This is a genomic window from Holdemania sp. Marseille-P2844, from assembly GCF_900120005.1.
In the GTDB taxonomy this organism is placed as follows: domain Bacteria; phylum Bacillota_I; class Bacilli_A; order Erysipelotrichales; family Erysipelotrichaceae; genus Holdemania.
The window spans coordinates 252341-264456 of the sequence record NZ_LT635452.1 but is presented as its reverse complement, the minus strand read 5'-3'; the positions used below and the strand labels follow the sequence as shown (position 1 = coordinate 264456).

General features: G+C 50.5%; 14 protein-coding genes. 2 read left to right on the top strand and 12 right to left on the bottom strand.

From position 1 onward, the window contains the following. Nucleotides 1-159: 159 nt before the first annotated feature. The 8 genes from BQ7364_RS11140 to BQ7364_RS11100 all read right to left on the bottom strand — a co-directional run bounded on the left by BQ7364_RS11140 (nucleotide 160) and on the right by BQ7364_RS11100 (nucleotide 7782). Nucleotides 160-1320, bottom strand: a complete 1161-nt coding sequence (locus tag BQ7364_RS11140; RefSeq protein ID WP_072684782.1) for an amidohydrolase family protein — start codon at nucleotides 1318-1320, stop codon at nucleotides 160-162. Beyond that, the gene (locus tag BQ7364_RS11135; protein ID WP_159432802.1) at nucleotides 1308-2468 is read right to left on the bottom strand and encodes an amidohydrolase family protein; all 1161 of its coding nucleotides are present in this window, start codon (nucleotides 2466-2468) and stop codon (nucleotides 1308-1310) included. Before BQ7364_RS11135 ends, BQ7364_RS11140 begins: the two co-directional genes overlap by 13 nt. Before the next feature lie 211 nt (nucleotides 2469-2679). Next, nucleotides 2680-3978: a group II intron reverse transcriptase/maturase gene (ltrA, locus tag BQ7364_RS11130; protein WP_072683574.1), complete on the bottom strand. Its 1299-nt coding sequence runs from the start codon at nucleotides 3976-3978 to the stop codon at nucleotides 2680-2682. A 643-nt stretch (nucleotides 3979-4621) separates the two neighbouring features. After that, nucleotides 4622-4804 carry a hypothetical protein gene (locus tag BQ7364_RS11120; protein WP_072684781.1) on the bottom strand — a complete coding sequence of 61 codons (183 nt, stop codon included), beginning with the start codon at nucleotides 4802-4804 and terminating at the stop codon, nucleotides 4622-4624. Nucleotides 4805-4815: 11 nt separating this feature from the next. After that, on the bottom strand, nucleotides 4816-5295 hold the full coding sequence (locus BQ7364_RS11115; RefSeq protein WP_072684780.1) for a hypothetical protein: 480 nt from the start codon (nucleotides 5293-5295) through the stop codon (nucleotides 4816-4818). Between the two features lies 1 nt (nucleotide 5296). Then, complete coding sequence (locus BQ7364_RS11110; RefSeq protein ID WP_039865436.1) at nucleotides 5297-5497, bottom strand: helix-turn-helix transcriptional regulator; 201 nt, start codon at nucleotides 5495-5497, stop codon at nucleotides 5297-5299. Between the two features lie 373 nt (nucleotides 5498-5870). Then, on the bottom strand, nucleotides 5871-6131 hold the full coding sequence (locus BQ7364_RS11105; RefSeq protein ID WP_072684779.1) for a hypothetical protein: 261 nt from the start codon (nucleotides 6129-6131) through the stop codon (nucleotides 5871-5873). Nucleotides 6132-6150: 19 nt separating this feature from the next. Further along, the gene (locus BQ7364_RS11100; RefSeq protein WP_072684778.1) at nucleotides 6151-7782 is read right to left on the bottom strand and encodes a putative manganese-dependent inorganic diphosphatase; all 1632 of its coding nucleotides are present in this window, start codon (nucleotides 7780-7782) and stop codon (nucleotides 6151-6153) included. A 212-nt stretch (nucleotides 7783-7994) separates the two neighbouring features. On the opposite strand from BQ7364_RS11100, the gene BQ7364_RS11095 reads away from it, so the two are divergent. Both BQ7364_RS11095 and BQ7364_RS11090 read left to right on the top strand, forming a co-directional pair. Then, nucleotides 7995-8708 (top strand): AzlC family ABC transporter permease, encoded by a 714-nt coding sequence (locus BQ7364_RS11095; RefSeq protein ID WP_083538557.1) that lies wholly within the window; start codon nucleotides 7995-7997, stop codon nucleotides 8706-8708. Next, nucleotides 8701-9012 (top strand): AzlD domain-containing protein, encoded by a 312-nt coding sequence (locus BQ7364_RS11090; protein ID WP_072684777.1) that lies wholly within the window; start codon nucleotides 8701-8703, stop codon nucleotides 9010-9012. Before BQ7364_RS11095 ends, BQ7364_RS11090 begins: the two co-directional genes overlap by 8 nt. 151 nt (nucleotides 9013-9163) lie before the next feature. Here BQ7364_RS11090 and BQ7364_RS11085 read toward each other — a convergent pair whose 3' ends face one another. From BQ7364_RS11085 to BQ7364_RS11070, 4 genes are all read right to left on the bottom strand, one after another. After that, nucleotides 9164-9826, bottom strand: coding sequence for a manganese catalase family protein (locus BQ7364_RS11085; protein WP_072684776.1), 663 nt, complete (start codon nucleotides 9824-9826; stop codon nucleotides 9164-9166). Nucleotides 9827-9987: 161 nt separating this feature from the next. Beyond that, nucleotides 9988-10497 (bottom strand): nitroreductase family protein, encoded by a 510-nt coding sequence (locus tag BQ7364_RS11080; RefSeq protein ID WP_072685056.1) that lies wholly within the window; start codon nucleotides 10495-10497, stop codon nucleotides 9988-9990. Nucleotides 10498-10546: 49 nt separating this feature from the next. Further along, the gene (gene map, locus BQ7364_RS11075; RefSeq protein WP_072684775.1) at nucleotides 10547-11425 is read right to left on the bottom strand and encodes a type I methionyl aminopeptidase; all 879 of its coding nucleotides are present in this window, start codon (nucleotides 11423-11425) and stop codon (nucleotides 10547-10549) included. 14 nt (nucleotides 11426-11439) lie between these two features. Further along, nucleotides 11440-12099 carry an HD domain-containing protein gene (locus tag BQ7364_RS11070; protein ID WP_006061366.1) on the bottom strand — a complete coding sequence of 220 codons (660 nt, stop codon included), beginning with the start codon at nucleotides 12097-12099 and terminating at the stop codon, nucleotides 11440-11442. Nucleotides 12100-12116: the final 17 nt, after the last annotated feature.

Below are 12116 nucleotides of genomic sequence, written 5' to 3'. Positions count from 1 at the left end.
ACCGGTCCGGATCGTTGCGATAGCCTTTCCTTGAAACACGCCTTTGCCGGCGTGTTTTTTTTGCGGCATTGCCGCGCCTGCCGCCTCGCTCTCTTTTTGTCTGAATCACGAAAGCAAGCAAAGGCTTACCGCAGCGGGCAAGCCTTGTTTGTTTATTCGTTACGCCTGATAAACGATCTTGCCGTCGATGATCGTGCAGAGGTTGCGCGCATCGGTATCAACTGCCGGCATACCGTCAAAAATCAGCACGTCGCCGTCTTTGCCCGCTTCTAACGAACCGACCCAGTCGTCGCAGCCGATGATCTTTGCGGCGTTGATCGTAATCATCGCCAGCGCACGCAGCTCATCCAGACCGGTACGCACCGCTTCGCCGGCCTGCGTGATGATCATATACGGAACAAAGCACGGGCCGTCCGTCATGATTGCGCAGCAGACGCCCCGCCGGTCCAGCTCAGCCAGACAGTCGATATCAACCTTGCAGCCCTCGCCGCCAAACAGCGGCGCACCCAGCGGACCGTAAATCACGCCGCGGACATGCTTGCTCGAAGCGATCTCATCATAGAAATCGCTGGACCCTAACGCATGATCAAGCGTCACGTCGAAATCAAATTCATCCGCCAGCTGCAGCAATGACATCATGTCGTGCTGATAACAATGCACCTTGAGCGGAATTTTCTTTTCCAGAACCAGCAGTCCGTTTTCCATCCCCTGATCGAACTTCGGCATTTTCTCCGGATCACTTACACCCAGAACTTTTTTCGCCTGATAGTCCTTTACTTTGAGGAAGTAATCGCGAAACAGATCCGCCACGCCTAAACGCGACATCGGCAGCGCTGTGCGCGGTCCGTAAACGCCCTTCGGGTTCACGCCCATCGCCGCTTTCAGCGCGATCGGATTGCGCAGCGTCCGGCTGGCCAGCGACGTCCCCGCTGATTTGACGGCGCACGCTAAGCCGCAGATCACGTTGCCGCTGCCCGGCGTAATCGCGCTGGTCGTAATTCCGGCCTTTGCAGATTCCATAAAGGAACGGTCAAGCGGATTGATGCCGTCGTAAGCCTGAATTTCCGGCGTCTGCGGTTTGGTCAGTTCATTGAGATCCTGTGCTCCGGTATCCGTATCGAAGCCGCCGATATGCGAATGCGCGTCGACCAGCCCCGGCATGACGATTTTACCGCTCGCATCCAGAATTTCTGCCCCGGGGGCTTCCAGATTCGCGGCCACCTCGATGATTTTGCCATCGTCGCCGATCAGCACGTCGGCCTGTTCCAGAACGCCCTGCGGCCCCATCGTCAGGACTTTGCCATTTTTTATAAGAAGCATTTCATCGCATCTCCTTTCCGATACAGAATTTCACCGTTGGCGATCGTCATTTCCACGGCGCCCTTGTAGCTGGTGATCGGATTGGCGCTCCACAAGACGAGATCGGCGCGCTTGCCTTCTTCCAACGAACCGGTCAGCTGTTCGATCCCCAAGAGCTTCGCCGCGTTGTAGGTCAGCATCGTCAGCACGGTTTCGCTGTCATGAATCGCTTTCTGCATTTCCAACGCCGACCACAACAGATCCTCGCGGCCGCCAAAACCATTATCCGCCGCGCTGAACGCCACCGTCGCGCCCTGCTTCGCCAGCTGGGCAATTCCCACGTAATCGGTATTGCGCGTATATTTGTTGAAACCGTTAGCGGGATTGGCAACGATCAAACCGCAGCGCTTTTCCGCCAGCTCCTGCAATGAACCATCGACGCCGAAGCCGCCGCAGAACACAAGATCGAGGTCATAATCCGCGACTGCCCGCAGCACCGAACGGATTTCCGCCGGCGTGTTGCAGCTGACAAACAGCGGCATCTGCTTATCGACGACCTGTTTCAAGGCCGCCAGCTTTTCATCGCGTTCAACCTTATCTTCTTCCGGATGGTAATCCTTCGCGGCCGCCAGTTTTTCTTTCAGCATCGCAAAAATCCCCATTTTGGTCATCGGCGCGAGATTGCGGGAACCGTAAGCTTCCTTCACCGCCTCTGTGACCGAAGCTTTCATGCCGACCTTTTCCCGGATCAACATTTTCATCGGATTGACGCCGTGCACCTCAAAAGCCGCCATCTGACCGCCGAACACATTGTTGTTGGACGGCGCGACGCCGACCGCGGTGATGCCGAAGGCGTAGATCTGCTGCCGGGTAATTCCCCGGCCGTTAAAGGCATATTTGACGTCCAGCTGCGGCGTAAACACGTCGGAGCGTTCATCGTTGTCGTTGGCGTTGCCGCGGATTTCCCGGCCCGGGCCAAGAATTCCCCAATCGCTCAGCGGATCAATAAAGCCTGGAAACACATGCATCCCGGCAGCGTCAATCACGTCTGCGCCGGAGGCTTCCAGATGTTCGCCGATTTTGACGATCTTTCCGCCGTCAATCAACAGATCCGTGGTGCTTACCTGTCCCCGGCCGTTATGAACACAGCCGTTTTTTAATAAAATCATCGAATTCATCATCCTTTCCCTGATGTCCATTATACTGGTTTCCTGCGCCGGCTTCCAGAGGTTTCCGGTTCAGAATACGCAAAGTCGTCAAAAATGAGGTTCCCCGCGATGTAGATCCGCTGAAAAAATAGGGTAGAGGGAAAATAAATTTCGCCCCTCCCATTGCACCGTACGTACGGATCTCGTATACGGCGCTACATATGTATTGCTGTCACGAATAACTTAGATAGTACTCTAAAGGATTGACTAAGCCTTGTCTTTCCTTTTTCTTTATGGCTAGTATTCTGGGATTTAAGATGTAGTTTACCACATTCATTCCACATCTTCGATACCATCCTAGTCTTGAATTTGCTACTTTAAATATGTCTTCCTCTGTAAAGGAAAAATTTTGCAGTTTATTCAGTCTTTGCAGATTTATATAAATCCGTTTCGGTATCTTCCATTGCTTAATAATAACCACTCTTATTTTGTGTCTTAACCATTGTCCGAATTTATCCAAGAATTGTTTCATACTTCCGATACGGAAATAGTTTATCCATCCTCGTATAATTTGGTTTATTCTTTTAAATGTCTCTGCTAATGGTCTTGCTACTGCGTGTTTCCGTTTTAGTATTTCTTTGATTTTCATGCATAACTTCGCTTTCCTGTTATCGCTTGGCCTACACTTCCATCCCATACTTCCTTTCCAGAACGTAAAACCTAGAAAATTACTTTTCGTCGGTCTTACGATTTTGGTCTTTGTCGCACTCACTTTTAAGAATAGTTTTCTTTCTAGCCACCATGTGATTGATTTCATTACTCTTTCTGCTGCCATTTCGCTCTTTACGAAGATGTTACCATCATCAGCGTACCTCACAAAGCGCAGCCCTCTCTCTTCAAGTTCTTTATCAAGCTTATCTAAATATATATTTGATAGTACTGGACTGAGTGGTCCTCCTTGTGGTACTCCTGCTTCATTTGGACTTACTAGTCCATCTTCCATAACTCCTGCTTTTAAGAACGAACGTATCAGATGCAGTATTTCTCTTTCATTCACATGTTCTCTAAGTATTGAGATTAACTTGTCATGATGTACTGTATCGAAATATTTTTCTATATCTATGTCAATAACCCATTCGTATCCTTCGTTTAGATATTCTAATACTTGTTCCATCGCATTATGTGCACTTCTATTGGGGCGAAACCCATAACTGTTTTCACTGAAATGTGGTTCATATATTTCGCTCAGTATCTGCGCTAATGCTTGTTGTATTACTCTATCTGTTACTGTCGGTATACCTAGCGGTCTTTGCTTTCCATCTGCTTTTGGTATATAGACTCTCCTTACTGGCTTTGGTTTATATTTCATATTCATGATTGCGGTTATAATTTCCTCTCCATGTATTTCAAAATATTTGTCAATTTCTTCCACCATCATGTTATCAACACCCGGTGCGCCTTTGTTACTCTTGACTTTCTTTATCGCCAGTTCCATATTTCTTTTACTTAGCATCTTTTCTATCAATCTCATTCGCTGTTCCTCCTCTACTCGTAGATTTATCCAAGACCATCCCCACTACTTTCCTCATCAATGATTACGATTCATTGTTTCAGAGTATCCTCATTTTCGGATTGCTTGAACATTTTCTCATAGTGATTCACACTATACATACATTAAGTCCTTCGTTATCTAGGCTGGATAACTAATATGACCTCAGCTGACTTCTTGTGATAAACCTTTTTCGACCGATGCTACCATCCCTGATTTTAAAGTTTATTGGACTTCATCGTTCACAAGACCTCCCGGGGTAAGACATACATCTCTTTCCTATCTTCACAAGTTCCTGATTTACTGTCTTGGTTTTACGTTTACCTTTTGGACTTTGGTTTGTTTCGCAACCTTATCCACCATTTAGCCTCATCAGGTTTCTGTTCGTAACCTCGAAGATTTTGCTACACCACTTCCTTCACCCTTAACATCACTGCTAACGACTTGTGGTTCACTACACTTGGCGGTAAATACCCGTGGTTGGATTTTCACCAACTAGATGTATGCCATGCCCGGCACACGGAAAAAGCCAGATCGCTTCCGGCAAATCTGGCTTTGTGAATCCGCATTCAAATCAATCCAATGACAGCCGCGGTTCACTGCGATCCGCAGACTTTTCAACCGATCACAGACCGGCCCGCCGGCGAGTTTCCACAATTCCCCACAACATCAGCACAATCGCGGCCAGTTCCATCAGGATGAACAATCCCTCCGGGAGATTCTCGATCAGGCCATGCACCGTCAGCGCGGCGGCATTCACCAATAACCCCAATGTCAGCGGCCATGCCCGCTTTTCACATTTGCCCATGCGGATCACCTCTAAATCCGGCGGCTGTAATAGAGCTTACAGCCAATCATCACGACAAGGACGGCGATCAACACTGCCAACAATGTGAAGAATACCGTGGCATTGAACATTCCGCTTAATAACAGAGCGAAATATTCCAGGCCGATCAGAATCAATAACGCCGAGGAACTTGTCTTCATCGCGATCAACGTCTGGCGTTCATCCTGCTCTTGAATCCGGGTCTTCTTCTGTAATTCCGGATCCTTCAGCAATTTTCTTACCTTCACCCAGAACAGGGCGGAGAATAACATTAAGCCGATACCGGTTCCTGTATAAACACCCTTGAGAAAATCCGCGAAGGCAAGATCCGCTTCCGGCTTCCACAAGTTCACGATCACCAAAACAACCAATCCCAAAACGATCCCCAGAACGGAAAGATTCCGACGGGCTTTTAATGTTTTTTCATAATCCACGCCGCTGGCCAGCGCATGACTTAAAACTTTAACCAACATTTCATTCATCCTCCTCAAATAAAAAGACTTCTTCGATCGTCAGGTCAAAATACCGGGCGATTTTGTGCGCCAACATCAGCGAGGCGTTGTATTTTCCGTTTTCCAGCGAAATGATCGTCTGGCGGGTAACCTCGACCGCATCGGCCAGTTCACTTTGCGATAAGCGGCGCTGTTTGCGCAGCTCCTGAACTCGATTCTTCAACTTGATCACACTCCATAGTATAGCTAGCTTTACATTTTTAGTATAGTCAACTTTACATATTCTGTCAAGCGAACTTTACACTTTTCTGATAGCTCTTAAATGAGAGAAACGAAAGTGAAGCGAAATCATTCCGATTTCTTGATTTCTTCTTTATCTGTTGTCCAAAGCGAAGCCCAGCCGAACCGCAGGGGCACAGGATTCTCTCCGACAATCTTCTCTTTTCAGCCCAGCGCAAGTACTAAAAAAGGGCATTGCTGCCCTTCGGTGTTGATTTCATCCAATCTTCTTTGATTCTGCGTGCCGTTTTCAAGTTTTTTCCCCGTTATCCAGACAGCCTCTCACTGTGAGTATGCCCGGATTTACCCTCCATGAATTATCCATTTGATGAATCCGATTTATTTTCCACAGCCGTTTCCCAATGATTCAGCTGCCAGGTTAAAACGCTGCTGAGAATCAGGCCGGCCAGCGGCAGGATCAGCTGTGCCAGCGTAAACGGATTCGGCCGGTCATGAATTCCGTAATCATCGTACAATGCGACGTCAAAACCGATGTTGCAATCGTTGACAATCAACATCATGAGAAACAACACCGTAGCGGCAGAGCCGAGCCAACGCATGACCGTCATTTTTTTCATGGAGTTCCTCCCGCCGGCTTTACATCTGTTTCAGAATGACGGAAAGCTTCGGCATCAGCTGCTGCTTCCGGGAAATGATCTCATGATCATAACCGGAATTGTCGTCGAATTTCGTATCAATGATTTCGTTCATCACATAGGAAAGCGGACCGCTGTAAACAAACATCGTGCCTTCCGCCATGATATGCGAAAACATCATAACCATTAAATCAAACTGCTTGGCAGTCTGTTCCTTTTCCAGCTGCTGACGGAAAGCCGGCAGAATTGCCTGGATATCTTCAATATTCTTATAGTTGGTCTGACCGATCGCAATCTTGTATTTTCCCATATCGTAGGTCTTCAAGTCGCGGTTAAGGATCTGCGTCGGCGTCGATTCCTTCAAGGCCACCGAGGCGCTCAGCATTTCATCAGCGTAATGATCAAGATCCACCCCGGCGATCTCCGCCAGCCCGTAAGCGACATCCTTATCCAGCCGGGTTGTGGTTGCGGATTTAAAATGCAGCGTATCGGAGATGATCGCGCTCATCATAATTCCGGCCATCTGCGCCGACGGGATGATGCCGTTTTCCTTATACAGCTGCGCGATGATCGTACAGGTACAGCCGCAGCGCTGATTGCGGTAAAAAATCGGATAGGAGGTTTCAATATTGCCAATGTGATGGTGATCAATAATTTCCTCGATCTCCGCGTCGTCAATGTTGTTGATCGCCTGATTTTTAGCCGAGTGATCGACCAGAATAAACTTCTTGCGGCGATAGTTCAGCAGGTGATAGCGGGAAACCGCGCCGACCGCTTTGCCTTCGATATCCAGCACCGGATAGCTGCGGTAGCGGGTGTTCGCCATTTTCTTCGCAACGTCGTCAACATATTCGTCGTCCTGGAATGTGATTGGATTGCGGCTCATCAGGCTTTCCACCGGGAAGGCTTCGTTGATGACCTTGGCGACCTTCATCGTATCCCATGGCGTGCGGATCACCGCACAGTCCTGTTTACGCGCAAGTTCAAGATTGTCCGGGCTGATCTCCTGATTGCATGTGATGATCATGCACCGCGTGCCCATTTCCAGCAGCTGCCGCTGCTTGCGGTTGCCATCGGAGAGAATCGTGATCGAATGGCGGAAGTTCTCCTCAAACTTTGTGCCGTCGTTGAGCGTGACGATGAACACCTTGCCGTTGGTCTTGAAATTCTTCGGTTCGTAGTCGATCTCGCCGTTGATCGTTTTGGCCAGCGCGGACAGCGAAGCGGTTTTCATCAGCTTATGCATCAGCTCGTCGCTCATCATCCGCGGCGACGCCAGGTTGGACGTGGACACAATCCCGGTCAGCTTCTGCTGCTCATCCAGTACGAACAGCGATTTGTTGCGGGCCTTGAACAAAACGTCCCAAGCTTCCTTCAACGAGGTCTTGGTCGTGATCAAGGTTGGTTCGTCGATGTCGATATCGCGCAGCTGAGACCGCGCGTCTTTTAATAACAGCGGATTTTCCAATCCGAAACGTTTCAGTACATATTTGGTTTCTTCGTTGAGCGGTCCCAAGCGACACGGAATCGCATGAACGCCCAGCCGCTGCTTGAGTTCAGCGTACGCCAGGGCAGAACAAATCGAATCGGTGTCCGGATTCTTATGACCGACGATATAAACATATTGCTGCATAAATTCACCCTATCATTTTTTCCTGCGCCGTCTCGATTGAGCGGCGGTCTTCCTTATAGCGTTATTATAGCATAAAGCCGCCCTTCGCCAACCGCCGATGCTCAATTTTTTAAGCGGAAAGCGCATTTTTTTGATCCTGACCGTTGACGAAAAAGTGTGAAAAACCTAGAATGAAAGATAAATCAAAACAGAGTTGGGGGATGTGGAACACGATGATGCAGAACAATTTGGGGTGGAAACAGGGTGCAAAAGATGGGCTGCCGATCGCGCTGGGTTATCTTTCAGTGTCGTTTACCTTCGGCATGGCGGCTGCGGCGGCGGGTTTGTCCGCAGGCGAAGCGGTGATGATCTCGGCGACCAATCTCACCTCCGCCGGCCAGTTTGCCGGCTTGACTTTGATTCAGTCGCAGGCATCGTTATTCGAAATGGCGCTGACCACGCTGGTGATCAATTTACGCTATGCCCTGATGTCTCTCTCTCTGGCGCAGAAGCTGGATCCGGCGATGTCCCGTCTGCAAAAAGCCATGCTGGCGTTTGGCAATACCGATGAAATCTTCGCGGTTGCCGTCAGCCACCCAGTCGTCCAATTTCACTATATGCTGGGGCTGATCCTGACGCCTATGGCAGGCTGGGTCGGCGGCACGTTTTTAGGCTGTGCGTTCAGCGCCCTGCTTCCGGAAGCGGTGCGCGCGGCCTTCGCCGTTGCGATTTACGGGATGTTTATCGCGATCGTCGCTCCGGTTGCCCGGCAGTTAAAGTCCGTGGCCATCGTCGTGGGAATCGCCGTGGCAATGAGCGTGACGCTTCATGTCTGTCCGCTGTTCAGCTGGATTTCCGAAGGTTTTTCAATCATTCTCTCTACGCTGGCCGCGGCAGCTTTGGGCGCCTGGCTGTTCCCGGTTCAGGAGGTGCACGATCATGAATAATCCGTCGATCTTGATTTATACGCTGGTCATGGCCGGGGTCACCTATCTTCTGCGCGCAGCGCCGATTCTCATCTTTCAGAAGAAGATTGAAAATCCGTTTATCCAAAGCTTTTTGTTCTATGTTCCCTATGCCGTGCTGGCGGCGATGACCTTCCCGGCGATTTTAACAAGTACCCGCTGCTGGCCCAGTGCTGTGGCTGGGCTGGTGACAGCATTAACGCTGGGGTGGCGCGGCAAGGGGCTGCTGACCGTTGCGCTGGCGGCTTGCGCCGCGGTATATGTGGTGGAACTGATCCTTTTATAATAAAATAGAATCAAAAAACGTATACATTCAAAAAACCGCGCTGGGATCGAAAATTGAAGCGCGGTTTCATTTTGATATTTTACATTAATCCTGAACAGAAAGCCGGCATTTCACGCCATACTCGCAGCCCTCCGGTTCTTCTCGACGCCCTTTATTCCTTGAATTCCGGCGGATTTTTACGTGCGGGATCGAAATGCTGGCCATCGCCCGACAAATCGAAATAAATCCGGGAATCGGAAGTCACGCCCCAGTCTTTCTGAGAACCGCTGTCAACAATCCGGTTAAACGCCTGCCGGAACATCGTGTTGTGTGCTTCCTCACGGTTTAATAAAAAGTCGATGACCTCGCGCACGCCTTCGTCCTCAATCTGCCGGTATAAATACTGATAAACGACCTTTGCCCGCTGCTCCGCCGCGATATCGGACAATAAATCAGCAGCCAGATCGCCGGTTTCATTCACATATGCCGCTGTCCACAGAAAACCGGACGCATTAGCTAAAATCGGCGTCAAGCCGGTCAGCACATGAGCTTCCATGCCGCCGACGGTTGCTTCCTTGGCGTTGAGCTGATCGCCGTTGAGCTGATTGATCATCTCGGCGACAATTTCCATGTGGCATAATTCCTCCGCCGCAATATCGAGAAATAAATCCTTGATTTCCTTATCCTGAATCCGCAGACTCTGGGCGAAATACTGCATTGCCGCCTTCATCTCACCCTGCGGCCCGCCTAACTGTTCCTGCAGCAATGCGGCATAAGTAGGATTCGGTTTCTTGACCTTGACCGGATGCAGCAGTTTCTTCTGATGTTTAAACATGATGTTTCCTCCTTCGGTATTTTCAAGCTTTGTTCGCTGGTATTAGGATGAACAGAAATGAGGAAACTCAAACGCAAAATTCGTTAAACAATAGAAAAACCACAGTTTCAGGTTAACAACCCGTGAAACTGCGGCTTTATTTTATATTTGGGGATAAATGATCAGGCCACGACCGTCATCGTTTCCGACTTGACCGGATGCGCTTCCGGCTGTTCTGCCGGGGTTCCTACGACCAACGAACCGACGCAGAGATAGTCCTGCGGCACGCCCAGCGAGGCGGATAATCCGGCAAACTTCGGATGATTGAACACGTGGCGGCTGTAATCGATCCAGCACGTCCCCAACTGCAGCGCCTGCGCCGCCAGCATCATATTGGCAATCGCCAGCGCAGCGTCGGTTACCGGCGAATAAGCCTTTTTATCGGCGAACACGACGATTAACAACGGCGCGTTATAATAGGGATCTTCGTTCTCCGTCAATAAGGAAGCCAGCTGTTCGATCATATCCTTACGCTGGATCGCCACAAAATACCATGGCTGTTGATTCATCGCGCTCGGCGCCGCCTGCCCCGCTTTGAGAATTAAATCCAGCTGATCGCTGCTGACGGGCTGATCTGTGTACCGGCGGATACTGCGGCGGTTAAAGATCGCGTCTAAAACTTGATTTTCCATGCGTAGATCTCCCTTCGGATTTTCATCGTCGTGCTGCTTGAACAGCACGTTAATACGTCAGAATCTGCGGGCCTTCCTCGGTGATGAGGATCGTATGCTCCCATTGCGCCGACGATTTGCCGTCCTGCGTGTAAATCGTCCAGCCGTTGTAGCGGTCCATTTCCACGCGTGCGCCGCCCATGTTGATCATCGGCTCAACCGTCATCACCATCCCCGGCACCAAAAGCATCCCGGTGTTTTTCTTGCCGACGTGGGAAACAAACGGATCGTCGTGGAACTTGATACCGACGCCGTGGCCGCCCAGCTCGCGCACGACGGAATAACCGCAGCTTTCCGCATAGCTCTGCACGGCCGCGCCGATATCGCCGACAAAATGCCAGGCCTGAGCCGCCGCGATGCCGCGGTTGAGGCATTCTTTCGTTTCTTCAACCAGCCGGCGGTTTTCGTCGCTGACCTGTCCGATCATAAACATCCTTGAAGCATCGGAATAAAATCCGTTGTAAATCGTCGAAACGTCGACATTGACGATATCGCCGGACTTCAGCTTCCGCCGGTGGCTGGGAATTCCATGGCAGACCTCGTTGTTGACGGAGGTGCAGACGCTTTTCGGATAGCCCTCGTAGTTCAGCGGAGCGCAGATTGCCCCGCGCGCAGTCGTCGTCTCATCGACAATCTTGTCGATCTCCTCCGTGCTCATTCCTTCATGAATCGCCGCCGCAACGGCATCCAGCACCGCGGTATTGATCTCGGCACTGGCTTGGATCCCGGCGATTTCTGCCGGAGTGCGAATCAGGCTGTGCGGGGGAACGATGTGGCCGCGTTTTTTATAATACGCAATTTTCTGATCGAACGCCTGATGACATTCGCCATACGGACGGCCGCTGCCGCACCAGCATGGATCCTGGGGTTTAAGATGAATTCGCTTCATATTTCGCCTTCTCTCTATAAGATGATCTGATCGTTAATCACCAGCGAAAACGTCAGACCGAGTTTTTCCGCCGCTTTGCGGCACAGCAGCATGCGCTGCATAAAAATTTCAAAATAATCCATGACCGCGGAAATCTGCGTATCAATTTTTAAGTCCAGAATGATCTTCTGATGATCGGCAGTAATTTCCGTCCGCGATTGATGAACCGCATAGTTGACCCGGTCGTGAATGTCAAACGTCGCGAAGTCGCGGTTGCGCACACGCGAGCGCCGGACGTCGGTTTTATCCGCCAGGATCAACGCCGCCGCAATCGGGTTGACCGGATAAGCCGTGCTTTCGTCATGATTGCCGATCGCGCTGATGATCGTCGAGATTTCCTCCGCCTCTGCACCCAGCTTGTCCAGAATGCGGAAAGCCATGACCGCGCCGCTCTGCGCATGATCGACCCGGTTGATCACGTTGCCGATATCGTGCAGCCATCCGGCGATCTCCGCCAGCTCTGCTTCCCGCGGACTGTAGCCGAGCGTTAATAAAATTTCCCGGGCTTCCTTGGCAACCTTGCCGACATGCGCGAAGCTGTGCTCTGTGTACCCCAGTGCCGCCAACGCTTCGTCCGCCTTCTGGATATAAGTTCTGACCTGGGGATTGTTTCTGACTTGTTCAACGGTAATCATCGGCCTCGCTCCTTCCC